Origin of the sequence: Aurantimonas sp. HBX-1 (assembly GCF_021391535.1) — a bacterium.
In the GTDB taxonomy this organism is placed as follows: Bacteria; Pseudomonadota; Alphaproteobacteria; order Rhizobiales; family Rhizobiaceae; genus Aurantimonas.
In genome coordinates this window covers 3,398,046-3,415,308 of sequence record NZ_CP090066.1, presented here as the reverse complement: position 1 = coordinate 3,415,308, position 17,263 = coordinate 3,398,046, and the positions used below count along the sequence as shown (strand labels likewise).

The window sequence follows — 17,263 nt, the reverse complement described above, 5'->3', positions numbered from 1 at the left end:
CGCGCTAGAATTCGCCCTCGTAGAATACGCCGACCTCGCCGCTGCCCTGGGCGTCGACCGCGCCGCGGATCTTGAGATCGGCGCCGAGATCGAGATCGATCGACACCCGCCCGGTGGAATCGACGCCGAGATAGGTGTTGTCGTTGATGTAGCGGCCGACGCCGACGGCAGTCTGGCCGTCCGCCGTCGTGCGGATGTCGAGGTCGTCGACGCCGAGCTGCGCGCGAAGGTTCTCCAGGAGGCCGGTCGAGCCGCCGACGCCGGCGAGCGACGCCGCCGCCTCGGCGAGCTGGGCGATCTGCAGCGGCGACAGGTTCGAGGTGCCCTGGCCGAAGATCAGCCGCGCCAGGACCTCGTCCTGCGGCAGCGCCGGGGAGGAGGAAAAGGTGAAGCTCGGATCGTTCGCCGGCCCGGTGACGGCGACGTTGACCGTGGCATCGCCGGTGTCGGAACGGGCGAGCAGGTCGAGGGTCGGGGTCAGCGAACCGGTGAAGCTGAGCCTGCCGCGCTCGAAGTCGAGGCGGCGGCTGAGGATGATGAAGCGGCCGCGCTGCAGCTCGAATCCGCCGACGATGCTCGGCGCGTTGGCCGGGCCGGTGATCTGGATGGTGCCGCCGAGCTCGGCGTCGAGGCCGCGGCCGCGCACGAACACCCGGCTCGGGGCGTTGAAGGTGATGTCGAGAGCGACGCCGCCCTGCGAAGCGCCTTCGCCGCGGTTCGGGAACAGCTCGCGCTGCTGCTGCAGCACTTCCGGGCTGGCATTGGCGTGGGTGACGTCGATGCGGGCGAGCGAGCCGGGCAGGTTCTCCGGCACCAGGACGTTGATCTCGGATGCGTTGACCGTGCCGGCGAGGAGCGGTGTCTCGGCCAGCGGTCCGGTGAGCGTCAGGTCGGCATCGAGGCTGGCGCCGATCAACTCGCCGTCGCTGTAGCGGCCGTCGTCGAGATTGATCGTCAGGTCGGCGGGAAATCCGTTCGACAGGCCGACGCTGCCGCCGATGCTGATATCGCCGCCGGAGGCGAGGTTGGCGTCGAAGGACTGGATCGTCGCCGTCTGGCCGTTGAGGGCGATGGTGGTGGAGATGTCGTCGACGGCGACGTTGGTGCCGGTATCGACGAAGCGCGAGCCGGCGGTGGAGATGCTGCCGACGACGTTCGGCTGGCTGACGGGTCCGGTGACGCGCGCGTCGACCCGGGCGGTTCCCTCCAGTGAACGCCCGCCTTCCGCCAGGATGCCGTTGGCGAGCGACAAGGGAGCGGTTCCGGCCAGGTTGAGGTCGAGCTGCGGCGTTCCGGCGAGATTGACCGAACCGTCGGCGCGGAAATCGATGCCGTTGCCCGTCAATGTCGTCGTCGTGGTGACCGCGTTGCCGGTGTACTGGCCGTTGCTGGTGACGGCGAGGGGGCCGACGCCCGCGTCGCGGGTCTGCTGGATCGACGCACCGGCGACGTTGACGTCGTAGCTGACCGCCGGGCTGGCGGGAGAGCCGGACGCCCGCACCGTGCCGTTGATCGTGCCCTGCGGCGCGATGCCCGGCGCTGCCGAACCGGCGATGGAGGCCGGCACATTGTTGATCGTGGCGGTAAGGTCCAGCGCATTCGCCCCGGCGGTGCCGGTGACGTCGATCGAGCCGCCGCCGATGGCGACATTCGCCCGGTCCAGCCGCAGCGTGCCGCCGGCATACGCGCCGGCGATCGTGCCGTTGATCGGGGGTGCACCCGCGGCGCGACCCTGCGCCACCGAGACATTGTTCAAGGCGATGTCGAAGCGGGCATTCGGGTCGCTGATCGAGCCGGTGGCGGTGGCGGTCCCGTCGATGGTTCCCTGCGCGCCGAGCCCGTCGACGAAGCCGTTGGCGAGGCCGGCGGGGAGCCGGTTGATCTGGACGTTCAGATCCAGTTGCTGGCCGACCGTGCCGCTTGCGGTCAGCGAGCCGTTACCGACCGTGACGTCGGCATTGGCGATGGTCGCCGTGCCGTCGGCATAGGAGCCGGCGACGTCGAGCGACAGCGGCGCGACGCCGGACTGGGCGATCTGCCGTGTGGTGATGCCGGTGCCGGTGAGGTCGAAGGTCGCCTGCGGGTCCGAGAGCGAGCCGGTTGCCGTGCCGCTGCCCGAGATCGTGCCCTCGGCGTTCAACCCGTCGACGAAGCCATTGGCGAGGCCGACCGGCAGCTCGTCGAGGCTGAGATCGATGTCGAGCGTTTCCCCGACCGTTCCGGAAGCCGACAGCGACCCCTCGCCGACGGAAAGGTCGGCATTGGCGATGGTCGCGGTGCCGTCGGCATAGGAGCCGGCGACGTCGAGCGACAGCGGCGCGACACCGGACTGGGCGATCTGCCGCGTCGTGATACCCGAGCCGCTGAGATCGAATTCGGCGCGCGGGTCGGACAGCGAACCGGTCGCCGTGCCGGTGCCGGAGATCGTGCCCTCAGCTTCGAGATCAGGCAAATAGCCGTTCACCAGACCGACGGGCAGCTGGTCGAGCGAAAGCTGCAGGTCCAGTTGCTCGCCGACGGTGCCGCTGGCGGTCAACGAACCCTCGCCGACGTCCACCCGGGCAGTCGTAAGGGTCAGCGTGCCGTCGGCGAGGCGGCCGGACGCGGTGAGGTCAAGCGGCGCAATGCCGCTCGCCTCGATGCCGTCGGCGGTGATGTTGGCGCCGGCGAGATCGAAGCTGGCGGTCGGGTCGGACAGCGTGCCGGTGGCGCGTGCGGTGCCGGAGATCGTGCCCTCTGCGCCGAGCCCGTCGACGAAGCCGTTGACGAGGCCGACGGGGATGCTGTTGACGTCCACCGCGACGTCCAGCGTCTCGCCGATCCGGCCCGACGCGGTCAGCGAGCCGTCGCCGACATTGACCACGGCGGTCTCGAGGTCGGCGGTGCCGTCGGCATAGCTGCCGGCAAGCCTCAGATCGAGCGGTGCGACGCCGGATGCGGCGATCTCGCGGGTCGTGATGCCGCTGCCGGTGAGGTCGAAGGTCGCCGACGGATCGGACAGCGACCCGCTGGCGCTCGCCGTTCCGGAGATGATGCCCTCGGCGTCGAGGCCCGGCACGAAGCCGTTGGCGAGCCCGACGGGCAGGTCGCTGGCCCGCAGTGCCAGGTCGAGCGTCTCGCCGATCGTGCCGGAGGCGGTCAGCGATCCGTCGCCGACCGCGACATTGGCCTCGGCCAGGTCGAGCGTCCCGTTGGCGTAGGAGCCGGCGAGGTCGAGCGTCAGCGGCGCGATGCCGGCAGCAGCGATCTCCTCGGCGGTGATGTCGCGGCCCTCGATGTCGAAGGTGGCGGAGGGATCGGCGCGCGAGCCGGTGACGCTCGCCGTGCCGGAGACGGTGCCGGCGGCGTCGAGCTCGTCGACGAAGCCGTTGGCAAGCGCCACGGGCACGTTGTCGAGCGCGACGTCGAGGTCGAGCGTTTCGCCGACCGAACCGTTGGCGACGATCGACCCGTCGCCGAGGTCGACCCGCGCGGTTTCCAGGGTCAGCGTGCCGTTCTCGTACGTGCCGGCGAGTACCGCCTCGACGGGAGGCACATTGGCCGCCCGCGACTGGCCGATCGCCAGTTCGGTCGTGTTGATCGAGAAACGCGCCGCCGGGTCCGACGCGGCGCCGGAAACGGTGACTGAGCCGTCGATCCGGCCGCCGGCCGCAAGGCCCGGCACGAAGGGATTGGCGATGGCGGCGGGGACGGAGTCGAGCCGCAGTGCGAGGTCGAGATTTTCGCCGGCCGTGCCCGCGAGCGACACCGTGCCGTCGCCGGTCTCGAGGACGATCTCCGGCAGCGTCGTCGTGCCGTCGGCGATGCGGATCGTCACCGGCTCGCGCAGGCTGACTTCCGCGTCGGGGATTTCCGCCTCGATGCGCGACAGCGTGATCAGCGTGGTGCCAGGCTCGAAACTGGCGCTGCCCTCGAGGCGCAGCGGCACGTCGTTGAGTTCGGCCGTCGCGACGAGGCCGGTCGCGTCACCTTCGCGGGTCAGCTCCACGGCGAGATCGCGCACCGACAGCCCCGCCGCCTCGATCGCGGCGGCGCTGACCTCGCCTGCCGGCCTCGGGGTGCCGAGATAGTCCGCGACCTCGAGATCGATGCGCGCCGTCTGGAGCGTGTTGCCGGCGAAGCCGATCGTCTCACCGGCAAGATCCAGCGTCGCCACCGGCATGTCGTCGCCATCCACCGACAGTTCGATCGTGCCCTTGACGTCGCCCGACGCATCGATGCCGCCGAGCGCCGCCAGCGGCCCGATGTCTTCGACATCGACGGTGAGCGTGCCGACCGGCGCGAAGGCATCGGTCAGCGTCAGGTCGCCGGTGATCGCGTTGGGCCCCTGGCGGATGGCGAGGCCGTTGATCCGGCGCTCGCCGTTCGCCAGCGTCTCGAGTTGCGCGGCGCCGGATAGCGGCTGGCCGTCGAGCGTGCCGGTGATCTCGACAGTGCCGGCGGGCGCCCCGCCGCCGAACGTGCCGCGCGCCGAAACGCTGAGATCGGCGAGTTCCCGGCCGTTGATGCTGAGCCCGTTGCCGGAAATCTCGAGATCGATGTCCGGCTGCTCGACCGGGCCCGACGCGGTGAGCGAGAAGGTCGCCGCGCCGGAAAACGCCGAGTTGACCGTACCGGCCTGCTGCAGCTCGCCCTCGATGTCGGCGGAGACGGTGTCGTTCGACAGGCTGGCGCTGCCGTCGATCGTCAGCCCCTCGCCGCGAACCGACAGGTTTTGGGCCGAGATCGTCGCATCGGGGGTTCGTGCGAAGCGGCCGGAAACCGCCAGCTCGTCGCCGGCGAGCGGGATCATCGCCGCCGACAGCGCGGCGGTCTGGAACGTCGATTCGACGGCGAGGTCGAAGATCGCGAAGTTCAGCGCGGCCGTACCCTGGAGCCCGACCGAGGCCACCTCCGTCGTCGCCCGGCTGGGGTTGAAGACGAGGCCGTTGTCGGTCAGTGCGCCGTCGACGGCCAGCCGCAGCGGCCCCGTCAGGAAGCGGTCGGCGAGCCCCTCGGGAGCTGCGACCTCGGCGGCCGTCGCCTCGACCGCGAACGGTCCCTGAAACCCTGTGATGTCGAAGCCGGCACTGGTCAGCGCGGCATCGACGCCGGTCGCGACATATTCGCCGTAGGCCGCCCGCGGCAGTTGCGCCGTGACGTTGAGGCCGGCGGCGCCGAGCGCACCGGTGATCCGGCCCTCGAGTCCGGCCACCTCAAGCTCGGTCGCGCCGGGCGGGGTGCCGAAGGCGAACGGGATGGCGCTGCCGTCCCGCGACGCGATCGCGATGGTCAGGTCGTTGCCGGTGCCGCTCAGGTCGAGCGTGCCGGATGCGGTGGCGGCCAGCGCGTCGGAGGAAAGCTCCGCCTGGTCGATGACATAGAGGCCGTCGTCGCGCATCAGCATCTGCACGTCGAGATTGGCACCGCCGGCGACGTAGCGCGAATAGGCTTCCGGCACGAAGCGCTCGGCCGAAACGCTCAGCGAGGCGGCGACGCGGCGGCCGTTCTCGGCGCCGTCGACCCGCGCGGTCAGCGTCGCCGCAGGCTCGCCCGCGACGGTCAGCGAGCCGTTCGCCATGAAGGCCGAGAGGGGCCCGGAGCCGTTGATGGTCAGTTCCACCGCGGGCCGGTCCGGAATGTCCAGCAGCGTCGCGACGAGGCCGCCGGCGGGCTCGCTCGCCTTGACGTCCAGCCGCAGCTGGTTCTCTCCGGGCGCGTAGCCGAGATCGAGCGCGATCTGGCCCGGCCGGTCGAGCCGTTCGATATTCGCGCGCAGATCGAGATTGGTGGGATCGGCGGCGAGCGTCAGGCTGCCGTTGGCGCGCAGGCGGGCCCGCTCGCCGGCGATCGCTTCGCCGAGGACGAATTCCCCGATGGTCAGGTCGTCGATGCTGGCGGTGATCGACGGCAGGGTGAAGCCGGAACTCTCGCCCGCGGGCGTCTCCGGCTGTCCGACCGGCAGCCGCTCGAGGACGATCTGGCCTGCCGTCAGCGCATCGATCGACAGGTTGGAGCGCACCAGCGCGAGGGGCGACCAGTCCATGGCGAGGTCGCTGGCGGTGAGGAAGGTGCCCTGCGGGTCGGAGACGGTGACGCGCTCGATCCGGATGTTGCCGGTCAGCGCGCCGGACAGGCCCTCGATCTCGACCTGCATCGTGTCGCTGGACAGGAAGTTCTCGAGCTGGTTGGCGACGAAGCCCTGCGCCGCCGCCGGCCGTGCCGGCAGCAGCGCGGCCGCGAGACAGGCGAGAAGGGCGAGGGAGAGGCGGCGGAACATCGGCATCAGAAGGCCTGTCCGATGCCGGCATAGATCTGGTAGCTCGCGTCGCGCGGCCCCGGATCGAGCGGGATGGCGACGTCGAGCCGGATCGGCCCGAAGCTCGTCAAGTAGCGGGCGCCGACGCCGGCGCCGATCTTGAACTCGGAGAAGTCCGGGACGAGGTCGTCGCCCACCGTGCCGACATCGACGAAGGGCACGATCTGGATGTTTTCGGTGACGCCGATGCGCGCCTCGGCCGAGGCCTCGAACAGCGAGAGGCCGCCGGTCGGGGTGTCGGTGAACACCTCGTTGAATCCGGGCGGCGCGAAGGACGGATAATACGGTCCGATGGACTGGAATTCGTAGCCGCGCACCGAGCCGCCGCCGCCGGCGAAGAACCGCCGGTCGTTCGGAATATCCTCAAGATCGGCGCCGAAGATCGTGCCGTAGCCGACCCGGCCGGCAAGGATGAAGCGATCGCTGTCGGAGAGCGACAGATAGCTGCGCCCGTCCAGCCGCGTCTTGGCGAAGGGCGTCTTGGTGTTGAACCCGTAGGTCGGCTCGACCAGCCCCTGCGCGTAGAAGCCCTCGGTCGGGTTCAACTCGTTGTCGCGATTGTCGAACGTATACGCGGTCGGCAGCGAGACGAGCAGGTAATCCTCCGTCCCGAGATAGTCGGTGATTTCCTCGTATTCGCCGCGCAGGATCACCGACAGAGTCTGGTTCGGGTCGATCTCGTACTCGACGCCGCTGGTCGCGGCATAGCTCACCCGGTCATAGGCGAGGGGCTGTTCGCTCTTGGCTTCGAGCGATCCGACATAGACCGAGTTGGGCCCCAGCACGCCCGGCTTCTTGAAGACCAGCGAGGCGGCATAGTCGGCGCCGTCGGTCTCGCGTGCCTCGTCCGATATCGCCGCCGCCCCGAGCCGGGAGACCTCGGCCTCGAGCCGGATCGATTCGGCCCGGCCGAAGAGATTGCGATAGCCGACATAACCGGAGGCTCCGGCGCCTTCGGTGTTGGAATAGGTCGCGCCGACGCCGTAGAAGCCGAACTTGCGCTCCCCGACCTCGACCTGCACCGGCAGGGATCCGTCGGGGGCCTGCGCCCGCGCCTCCTTGACGGTGACGCTCGAGAAGACGTCGAGCTTCAGGAGCCGTTCGCGGGCTTCGGAAAGCTCCTCCGGCGAGAACACCTCGTCCGCCTTGATGCCGGCCATGTAGGCGATGAAGCCGGGATCGACGGCCTTGGCTCCCTCGACATAGGTTTCGCCGAACTGCACCGGATTGCCGGGCGACAGATCGACGTCGTATTCGAGCCGGTCGGTGGCGGCATCGGCGATGATGTCGCGATCGGTGACCGCGACGAAGGGCCGGCCCTGCTCGCGCAGCTGCCGGAACATCCTCGCCTCGGCGTCGAGCACGTCGTCGGAGCCTGCCGAAGCGCCCGGGGCGAGCCCGAACTCGGCGGGATCGACGGGAACCCCGTGGGCCGAAACCGCGACGCGCCCAAGCTGGTATTTCGGGCCGGGCCGGACCCGGATCGACACTGGCACGGGGCGCGAGGTGTCGAACTCTGCGTCCGGCGGCAGGTCGGCGATGTTGCGCCCCTCGATGAAGATGTCGACCAGCCCGTCATAGCGGGCGTCCTCGAACAGGGCGGCGACCAGCCGCTTGCGATCGTTGCGTGCCCGCGACATCAGGCCGAGCGAGCCGGACACCGCCTCGTCCTCGCCCGAAATCAGCGTCGAGGCGTCGCGCAGGCTGGTCTCGATCGCGCCGTCGTCTTCCGGCGCGGGTGCCACCGACAGGTTCACCGTGTAGCGGATCGGGTCGATGACGTCGGCGTCGGGGGCTTCGTCCTCGAAGAACCGGAAGCCGAAGATCTCGAATGCCGCGGCCGGGCGGGGTGCGGCGGCGACGAGACATGATCCGGCCGCAAGCATCACCAGCTTCGCGCAGGAATTCACCCTATGATACAAAAGCTCGCTTCCCGCTGCCGTCCGTACACGCTGCCGGGCAAAGAACCGACCTGCCCGTCGCGCCCTCGCGAAGGCGACATCGTTGGTGCGGTCGAAATTCTCCCCCTGCGCTTCTAGCATGGCCGGAAATCGTGAAATAACAACTACAAGCCGTTACCAGGGGCCACGCGGGCGCGGTGCGGGGGCCATTCCGATGGCCGCTTGTGCCGCATGGGTCACAGCTTCCGCAGCGTCGAAAGGGCGGCCGGGACATCTCGTCGCGCCCCCGTGCCCGGCGTCGTGCAGCCGGCGCGGCATCGCTCCGTCGCCCGCCTCCGCCCGGCCGCGCGCCGCATGCTGCGGCGGAATGGAATCGTTCTGAAAAGCGCTTGAAGCCGTCCCGGAGAGAGGGCACTGTCGCCAACCAGAGCGCGCCCTCGAAGGCGCGCCACGAAACGCAACCGGCCCGGCGCGTCGAAGGACGCGCCCGGGCCGTCGGTTCCGGGGAGGGCCCTATGAGCGAAGTGACGATGACCGTGAACGGTCGGGAAATGACGGGGACGGTCGAGGACCGGACGCTTCTCGTCCAGTATCTGCGGGAGAATCTGGGCCTGACGGGAACCCATGTCGGCTGCGACACCTCGCAGTGCGGTGCCTGCGTCGTGCATGTCGACGGCAAGGCCGTGAAGTCCTGCACCATGCTGGCGGTGCAGGCGTCGGGATCGTCGGTCACCACCATCGAGGGGCTGGCGAACGGCGCCGAACTGCATCCGGTGCAGGCGGCGTTCCGCGAGCACCACGGCCTGCAGTGCGGCTTCTGCACGCCGGGCATGATCATGACCGCGGTGGACATCATCGCGCGTCACGGCAGCGACCTCGACGAGCACACGGTGCGCGAGGAGCTGGACGGCAACATCTGCCGCTGCACGGGCTACCACAACATCGTCAAGGCGATCCTGGCCGCCGCCGGCGCGGGCGAGCCGCAGCGGCTTGCCGCCGAATAGGCGTGGCGTCGCGATCATGAGCGGCCGGATCGCCTGAGGAGGCGCGGTCCCCGGCCGGTTTTCGAACACTGGGAGGTTTCGGGATGGGTATCGAAGGCATCGGCGCACGGGTTCTGCGCAAGGAAGACAAGCGGTTCATCACCGGGCACGGCCGCTATGTCGACGACATGGTCGTGCCGGGCATGAAATACGCCGCCTTCGTCCGCTCGCCCTATGCGCACGCGACCATCGGCAGCATCGATGTGAGCGCGGCGCAGGCGATGCCGGGCGTCATCGGCGTGCTGGTCGGCGAGCAGCTGCAGGGCGACGGCATCGGCAACCTGATCTGCGGCTGGGGCGTCTCGTCGAAGGACGGTTCGCCGATGAAGATGGGCGCCTATCCCGCCCTCGCCGTCGGGACCGTCCGCCATGTCGGGCAACCGGTGGCCGTGGTCGTCGCCGACACGCGGCTGCAGGCCCGCGACGCGGCGGACGCCGTCGAGGTCGACTACCAGGAGCTGCCCGTCGTCGTGGAGGCGGTCGACGCGCTCAAGGAGGGCGCGCCGCAGCTGCATCCCGAAGCGCCCGGCAATCTGATCTTCGACTGGGAGATCGGCGACCGCGCCGCGACCGACGCCGCCTTCGCTCGGGCGGCGCACGTCACGAAACTGCACATCGTCAACAACCGTCTCGTGCCGAACCCGATGGAGCCGCGCGCGGCACTCGGCCATTACGACATGTCGGACGACCACTATACGTGCTGGACGACGTCGCAGAACCCGCATGTCGCCCGGCTGGTGATGAGCGCCTTCTACAACGTCGCGCCGGAGCACAAGCTGCGGGTGATCGCGCCCGATGTCGGCGGCGGCTTCGGCTCGAAGATCTACATCTATCCCGAAGAGATCGTCTGCCTCTGGGCGTCCAAGCGCACCGGCGTGCCGGTCAAGTGGACGTCCGACCGTTCGGAAGCCTTCCTCACCGACGCGCATGGCCGCGACCACGTGACCGAGGTCGAGATGGCATTCGACGCCAACCAGCGGATCCTCGGCCTGAAGGTGGACACCGTCGCCAATCTCGGCGCCTACATGTCGCTGTTCTCCTCGGCGACCCCGACCTATCTCTACGCCACGCTGCTGTCGGGGCAGTACGACATTCCCGCCATCCACGCCAATGTCCGGGCCGTCTACACCAACACCGTGTCGGTGGACGCCTATCGCGGCGCCGGCCGGCCGGAGGCGACCTACGTTCTCGAGCGGACCATGGAGACGGCGGCCCGCGAGCTAGGCGTCTCTCCGGCCGAACTGCGCCGCAAGAACTTCATCCGCACCTTCCCACACCAGACGCCGGTGATCATGAATTATGACGCCGGCGATTTCGACGCCAGCCTCGATGCCGCCATGGCCGAGGCGGACGTCGCCGGCTTCGAGGCGCGCCGCGCCGAGGCGCGGGGCCGCGGCAAGCTGCGCGGTCTCGGCATGAGCTGCTACATCGAGGCCTGTGGCATCGCCCCCTCCAAGGCGGTAGGCTCGCTCGGCGCCGGCGTCGGCCTCTGGGAATCGGCTGAGGTCCGGGTCAATCCGGTCGGCACGATCGAGATCCTCACCGGCTCCCACAGCCACGGGCAGGGCCACGAGACCACCTTCGCCCAGCTCGTCGCCGAGCGCTTCGGCTTGCCGGTCGACAACGTCCAGGTCATCCACGGCGACACCGACAAGGTGCAGTTCGGCATGGGCACCTACGGCTCGCGCTCCGGCGCGGTCGGCATGTCGGCGATCGTCAAGGCGCTCGACAAGGTCGAGGCCAAGGCCAAGAAGATCGCCGCCCACGTGCTGGAGGCGGACGCCGGCGACATCGTCATCGAGAACGGCGAGGTGAAGGTCGCGGGCACCGACAGGAAGCTCGCCTGGCACGAGGTCTGCCTCGGCGCTTACACCGGCCACAACCTGCCGGACGGCATGGAGCCGGGCCTGAAGGAAGGCGCCTTCTACGACCCGACCAACTTCACCTTCCCCGCCGGCTGCTACATCTGCGAGGTCGAGGTCGACCCCGAGACCGGCACCACCGAGATCATCCAGTTCGTCGCCGCCGACGATTTCGGCCGGGTGATCAACCCGATGATCGTCGAGGGCCAGGTGCATGGCGGCCTTGCCCAGGGCATCGGCCAGGCGCTGCTCGAGGGCACGCATTACGACGAGACCGGCCAGCTGGTGACGGCCTCGTACATGGACTACGCGATGCCACGCGCCTGGGACCTGCCGATGTTCAAGGTCTCGACCTCGGAGACCCTGTGCCCCGGCAACCCGCTCGGCATGAAGGGCTGCGGCGAGGCCGGCGCGATCGGCTCGCCGCCGGCGGTGATCAACGCCATCACCGACGCGATCGGCAACAACGACCTGTCGATGCCGGCAACGCCCCAGAAGGTCTGGAACGCGCTGCGCGCGGTCGCCTGAACCTGATGCTTTCCGGCGGCGCGGTGCCGCCGGCGGGGCGGTCCGCCGCCCCGGCGCCTTCACCCTCTCGCGCCGCGCGGCCGGCCTCCTGGCCCACCCGGCGCCGAACGGAGCAGATCCATGTACGAGACCATCTATCATCGCCCGACATCGCTGGAATCGGCCGTCGCGCTCCTCGGCGAGAGCGGCGGCGAGGGCAAGTATCTCTCGGGCGGCCAGACGCTGATCCCCACCATGAAGCAGCGCCTTGCCGCGCCTTCCGCGCTGGTGGACCTGCGGCACGTGCCGGAGCTGAAGGGCATCGAGGTCAACGGCCGCTCGATCCGCATCGGCGGCGGCATGACCCACGCCGAGGTCGCCCAGCATGAGGGCATCGCCGGCGTCTGTCCCGGCATCAGCGAGCTCGCCGGCCTGATCGGCGACCCCGCGGTGCGCCATCTCGGCACGCTCGGCGGCTCGATTGCCAACAACGACCCCGCCGCCGACTATCCCGCTGCGATGCTGGCGCTCGGCGCGACGATCCACACTAACCGGCGCGAGATTCCGGCGGCGGACTTCTTCCTCGGCCTGTTCGAGACGGCGCTGGAGGAGGACGAGATCGTCACCGCGGCGTCCTTCGAGGCACCGGACCAGTGCGGCTACGAGAAGTTCCGCAACCCGGCGTCGCGCTACGCCATGTGCGGCGTCTTCGTGGCGCGGCGCGGCGCGGACGTGAGGGTCGGCGTCACCGGCTCGGGCTCGAACGGCGTCTTCCGCTGGGAGGCCGCCGAGCAGGCACTGTCGTCGAATTTCGACGGTGCGGCGCTGGCGGACCTGACGGTGGATGCCGGCATGATGATGTCCGACATGCACGGCACGTCGGAGTATCGCGCCAATCTCGTCAAGGTCGTCACCAAGCGTGCCGTAGCCAAGGCGGCCGCCCACTGATATCGGCGGAGCGTCGCCCCCGCGGCGGCCGCTCGGCACGCGCTGCCGCTTCTGGTTGAAGCGGTGCGCGGGCGTGCTAGGCTCGAGAAATTATGCTGCGAGGAGGCTCGGCTGTTCGCCGAGGGCGCGGCTGTTGGGAGGAACAACATGAAGTTGATGACATGGCTCGGCGCGAGCCTTCTGGTGCTCGCCGCCGGCGGCGCCAGCGCGCAGGATTATCCGACGCAACCGATCACGATGGTCGTGCCGTTCTCGGCGGGCGGCCCGACGGACACCGTCGCGCGGCTGATCGCCGAACCGATGTCCCGTGAGCTCGGCCAGCAGATCATCATCCAGAACGTCGCCGGCGCCGGCGGCACGCTCGCCGGGACGCAGGTCGCCAATGCAGCCCCCGACGGCTACACGATCCTGATCCATCACATCGGCATGTCGACGGCCCCGACGCTTTATCGCAACCTGCCCTACGACCCGACCACCGATTTCCTGCCCATCGGCCTCGTCACCGACGTGCCGATGACGGTCATTGGCCGCAAGGATCTCGAGCCGGCGACGATGGCCGAGCTGATCCCCTACATCAAGGAGCAGGGCGACAAGCTCACCTACGCCAATGCCGGGATGGGCGCTGCCTCGCATCTCTGCGGCCTGCTGCTGATGTCGGCGCTCGACACGCAGATGACGACGGTCCCGTATCAGGGCACCGGACCGGCGATGACCGATCTCATCGGCGGGCAGGTCGACCTGATGTGCGACCAGACCACCAACACGACCGGCCAGATCCAGGGCGGCGAAGTGAAGGCCTACGCCGTCACCACGAAGGAGCGTCTCGCGGCGCTGCCGGACCTGCCAACCACCGCGGAAGCGGGCCTGCCCGATTTCGAAGTCAGCGTCTGGCACGGCCTCTATGCCCCGGAAGGCACGCCGCCCGAGATCGTCGACAAGCTCTCGGCCGCGCTTCAGAAGGCGCTGGCGGACGAGACCGTGGTGACCCGCTTCGGCGATCTGGGCACCGTTCCCTCTTCGCAGGAGGAGGCGACGCCTGCCGCGCATGCGGAGCGCCTGAAGTCGCAGATCGAGCTCTGGCGCCCGATCATCGAGAAGGCCGGCGTCTACGCCGACTGATCGGCTGCAGCCATGCACTCGGGGGAGCGGCAGCGCAGCGTTGCCGCTCCCTTTGCCACCGTGACCCGTTCGCTGCTCGGATCGTCGATTGACCCTTCACAAGTCTGCACGTGACCTCCTGGCAGGCGGCGTCTTCGTCGCCTTTGGCCTGGCCTTCGGCTATGCGAGCTACGGCTACGACCTCGGCACGCCGCTGCGCATGGGGCCGGGCTTCTTCCCGCTGGCGCTGGCGGGGATCCTCATCCTTCTCGGGCTGCTGACTGCTCTGGCAGGCATCAGGAATACCGAGGACGCGCCGATCGGCAGCTTCCCGGTGCGCGGCTTCGTGCTGATCATCGCGGCGCTCATGGTCTTCGCGCTGACCATCAAGGGCCTTGGCCTCGCGCCGGCGCTGTTCCTCACCGTGCTGCTCGCCGCCTTCGCCAGCCGGCGCACCAAGCCGCTGGCCGGGCTGATCATGGCGGTCGCCCTGCCGGCCTTCTGCATCGCGGTGTTCATCTACGCGCTGAGCGTGCCCGTCCCCCTGTTCGGTCCCTGGCGGCCCCTGTGACGCGGATCGCCTGATGGATCTCCTGCTCAACCTGGCGCTCGGCTTCGAGACCGCGCTGACCCCGGTCAACATCTTCTACTGCTTCCTCGGCGTGCTGCTGGGAACGCTGGTCGGCGTGCTGCCGGGCATCGGCCCGACCGCGACGATCGCCATGCTGCTGCCGATCACGCTCAGCCTGTCGCCGGTGACCTCGCTGATCATGCTGGCCGGCATCTATTACGGCGCGCAGTATGGCGGCTCCACTACCGCCATCCTGATCAACCTGCCGGGCGAATCCTCCTCCGCCGTCACCGCCATCGACGGCTACCAGATGGCGCGCAAGGGCAGGGCCGGGCCGGCGCTGGCCACCGCGGCGCTGGGCTCGTTCTTCGCCGGCACCGTCGCGACGCTGATCCTGGCCGTCGCGGCGCCGCCGCTGGCGCGCATCGCCCTGCAGTTCGGCGCGCCGGAATATTTCTCGCTGATCGTGCTCGGCCTGCTCGCCTCGATCGCGCTGGCGCATGGCTCCGTCGTCAAGGCGTTGGCGATGATCGTGCTCGGCCTGCTGCTCGGCATGGTCGGGCAGGACATCTACACCGGCCAGCCCCGCTTCACCTTCGGCTATTTCGAGCTGTTCTCCGGGATCAATTTCGTCTCGGTGGCGGTCGGCATGTTCGGCATCGCCGAGATCCTGCGCAACCTCGAGAACGAGCAGACGCGCTCAGCCCTGAAGCAGGCGATCGGCCGGCTGTGGCTGACCCGCGAGGATTTCCGCCGCGCCACCGGCCCGGTCCTGCGCGGCACCGCACTCGGCTCGATCCTCGGCGTCCTGCCGGGCGGCGGCCACGTGCTGTCCTCCTTCGCGTCCTATTCGATGGAAAAGCGGATGTCGAAGACGCCGGAGGAGTTCGGCCAGGGCGCCATCGAGGGCGTCGCCGGGCCGGAATCGGCCAACAACGCCGCGGCGCAGACCTCCTTCATCCCGCTGCTGACGCTTGGCATCCCGGCCCATCCGGTCATGGCGCTGATGATCGGCGCCTTCATCATCCAGGGCATCACGCCGGGGCCGAACGTCATCAACGACGAGCCGGCGCTGTTCTGGGGCATCATCGCCTCGATGTGGCTCGGCAACCTGATGCTGGTCCTGCTCAACCTGCCGCTCATCGGGCTTTGGGTGAAGCTCCTGACCGTGCCCTACAACGTGCTGTTCCCGGCCATCGTCGCGTTCGCGGTGTTCGGCACCTACACGATCAACCTCAACGTCTTCGACATCTACGCCATCGTGTTCTTCGGCATCGTCGGCTACCTCCTGATCAAGCTCGGCTGCGAACCGGCGCCGCTGCTGCTCGGCTTCGTGCTGGGGCCGCTGCTGGAGGAGCATTTCCGCCGCGCCATGATCATCGCCCGCGGCGACCCGATGATCTTCATCGAACGGCCGATCAGCGCCGGCCTGCTCGCCGTGGCCTTGCTCGCCGTGGTGATCGCGCTGCTGCCGTCGATTCGCCGCAAGCGCGACGAGGTTTTCGTCGAGGAGGACTGAGACTGCCTGCCATCGGGCCGGCGGCTGCGCGTTTTGCCGCAGCCGCCGGTTCGAACTGGCAGAACATTTCAGGAACGCTATGCTGGCCTGATGGCCAAGACCACACTCATCGACAAGCTCGCGATCCTCTCCGACGCTGCCAAATACGACGCTTCCTGCGCTTCCAGCGGCTCGACCCGCCGCGACTCGGCGAAGTCGAAGGGCATCGGCTCGACGGAGGGCTCCGGCATCTGCCACGCCTATGCGCCGGACGGGCGGTGCATCTCGCTGCTCAAGATCCTGATGACGAATTTCTGCGTCTATGACTGCGCCTATTGCGTCAACCGCTCGTCGTCGAACGTTCCCCGCGCCCGCTTCACCGTCGAGGAGGTGGTGCAGCTGACGATGTCGTTCTACCGGCGCAACTACATCGAGGGGCTGTTCCTCTCCTCCGGCATCATCCGCAGCTCCGACTACACGATGGAGGAGATGGTGCGGATCGCGCGCAAGCTGCGGCTGGAGGAGAATTTCTCAGGCTACATCCATCTGAAGACGATCCCCGATGCATCGCCTGCGCTGATCGAAGAGGCCGGCCTGTTCGCGGACCGCCTGTCGATCAACATCGAGCTGCCGACCGACGCGACGCTGGAGGCCTTCGCGCCGGAGAAGAAGCCACGCGACATCCGCCGGGCGATGGGGCATTTGCGCGCCAAGATCGAGGAGCACAAGGGCGAGAAGCGTGATCGCATCAAGCCCGCGCGCTTTTCGCCGGGCGGCCAGTCGACGCAGATGATCGTCGGCGCCGACGGCTCGGACGACGACCGCGTGCTTGCCCGGTCGGAGAACCTCTACGGCAACTACCGGCTGAAGCGGGTGTACTACTCCGCCTTCTCGCCGATCCCCGACGCTTCGAGCCGGCTGCCGCTCGGCAAGCCGCCGCTGATGCGCGAGCACCGGCTCTACCAGGCCGACTGGCTGATGCGCTTCTACGGCTTCGACCGTGGCGAGATCGTCGCCGGGGGCGAGGCCGGGATGCTGGACCTTGCCATCGACCCGAAACTCGCCTGGGCGCTGAAGCATCGCGAGCGCTTCCCGGTCGACGTCAACCGCGCCGACAAGGAGACGCTGCTGCGCGTGCCGGGCCTCGGCACGCGGGCCGTCGATCGCATCCTCTCCACCCGTCGCCACCGGACCCTGCGCCTCGACGACGTGGCCCGGCTCTGCCAGTCGATCGCCAAGGTGCGCCCGTTCATCGAGGCGCTGGACTGGACGCCGGGCGCCGCGACGGACAGCGCCGGCTTGCGGGAGCGGTTCCTGCCGAAGGTGAGGGCGCCGGCGCAGATGGAGATGTTTTGAGGGGATAGCGTTCAGCGCGCTTGTCAGCTTTGCATCTACTGACAACGTGGGCGATCTGCCGCGGCCTCCAACAAGGTCGTCATCCTCGGGCCCCGTCCCGAGGATCCATGCTTCCGCGCGGCAATGGCCTGTCCGTAAAAGGAAATGATCGAAGGGTCGCCACAGCCGGTCGGGCAGGTCG

Annotated in this window: 9 protein-coding genes; 7 read left to right on the top strand and 2 right to left on the bottom strand. The window is 69.0% G+C overall.

What is annotated here, in order from left to right; translation table 11 throughout:
* Positions 1–4: 4 nt before the first annotated feature.
* Positions 5–6,265: a translocation/assembly module TamB domain-containing protein gene (locus tag LXB15_RS16200; protein WP_233949423.1), complete on the bottom strand. Its 6,261-nt coding sequence runs from the start codon at positions 6,263–6,265 to the stop codon at positions 5–7.
* Complete coding sequence (locus tag LXB15_RS16195) at positions 6,265–8,220, bottom strand: autotransporter assembly complex family protein (protein ID WP_233949422.1); 1,956 nt, start codon at positions 8,218–8,220, stop codon at positions 6,265–6,267. Before LXB15_RS16195 ends, LXB15_RS16200 begins: the two co-directional genes overlap by 1 nt.
* Positions 8,221–8,714: 494 nt before the next feature.
* Between LXB15_RS16195 and LXB15_RS16190 the strand changes: the two genes are divergently transcribed.
* The 7 genes from LXB15_RS16190 to LXB15_RS16160 all read left to right on the top strand — a co-directional run bounded on the left by LXB15_RS16190 (position 8,715) and on the right by LXB15_RS16160 (position 17,082).
* Positions 8,715–9,203, top strand: a complete 489-nt coding sequence (locus LXB15_RS16190; protein WP_233949421.1) for a (2Fe-2S)-binding protein — start codon at positions 8,715–8,717, stop codon at positions 9,201–9,203.
* Between the two features lie 83 nt (positions 9,204–9,286).
* On the top strand, positions 9,287–11,632 hold the full coding sequence (locus LXB15_RS16185) for a xanthine dehydrogenase family protein molybdopterin-binding subunit (protein ID WP_233949420.1): 2,346 nt from the start codon (positions 9,287–9,289) through the stop codon (positions 11,630–11,632).
* 120 nt (positions 11,633–11,752) lie between these two features.
* Positions 11,753–12,559 carry a xanthine dehydrogenase family protein subunit M gene (locus tag LXB15_RS16180; protein WP_233949419.1) on the top strand — a complete coding sequence of 269 codons (807 nt, stop codon included), beginning with the start codon at positions 11,753–11,755 and terminating at the stop codon, positions 12,557–12,559.
* Positions 12,560–12,715: 156 nt separating this feature from the next.
* Positions 12,716–13,678 (top strand): tripartite tricarboxylate transporter substrate binding protein BugD, encoded by a 963-nt coding sequence (locus LXB15_RS16175; RefSeq protein WP_233953211.1) that lies wholly within the window; start codon positions 12,716–12,718, stop codon positions 13,676–13,678.
* A gap of 88 nt (positions 13,679–13,766) precedes the next feature.
* Positions 13,767–14,228, top strand: coding sequence for a tripartite tricarboxylate transporter TctB family protein (locus LXB15_RS16170; protein ID WP_233949418.1), 462 nt, complete (start codon positions 13,767–13,769; stop codon positions 14,226–14,228).
* A 13-nt stretch (positions 14,229–14,241) separates the two neighbouring features.
* The gene (locus LXB15_RS16165) at positions 14,242–15,747 is read left to right on the top strand and encodes a tripartite tricarboxylate transporter permease (RefSeq protein ID WP_233949417.1); all 1,506 of its coding nucleotides are present in this window, start codon (positions 14,242–14,244) and stop codon (positions 15,745–15,747) included.
* A 90-nt stretch (positions 15,748–15,837) separates the two neighbouring features.
* Positions 15,838–17,082, top strand: coding sequence for a putative DNA modification/repair radical SAM protein (locus LXB15_RS16160; RefSeq protein WP_233949416.1), 1,245 nt, complete (start codon positions 15,838–15,840; stop codon positions 17,080–17,082).
* The last annotated feature ends 181 nt before the right edge of the window (positions 17,083–17,263 follow it).

Bases quoted from the DNA above. Each gene is read 5' to 3' on its own strand.
- LXB15_RS16200 (WP_233949423.1), bottom strand. From the start codon at position 6,265: ATGCCGATGTTCCGCCGCCTCTCCCTCGCCCTTCTCGCCTGTCTCGCG.
- LXB15_RS16190 (WP_233949421.1), top strand. From the start codon at position 8,715: ATGAGCGAAGTGACGATGACCGTGAACGGTCGGGAAATGACGGGGACG.
- LXB15_RS16185 (WP_233949420.1), top strand. From the start codon at position 9,287: ATGGGTATCGAAGGCATCGGCGCACGGGTTCTGCGCAAGGAAGACAAG.
- LXB15_RS16180 (WP_233949419.1), top strand. From the start codon at position 11,753: ATGTACGAGACCATCTATCATCGCCCGACATCGCTGGAATCGGCCGTC.
- LXB15_RS16175 (WP_233953211.1), top strand. From the start codon at position 12,716: ATGACATGGCTCGGCGCGAGCCTTCTGGTGCTCGCCGCCGGCGGCGCC.
- LXB15_RS16165 (WP_233949417.1), top strand. From the start codon at position 14,242: ATGGATCTCCTGCTCAACCTGGCGCTCGGCTTCGAGACCGCGCTGACC.
- LXB15_RS16160 (WP_233949416.1), top strand. From the start codon at position 15,838: ATGGCCAAGACCACACTCATCGACAAGCTCGCGATCCTCTCCGACGCT.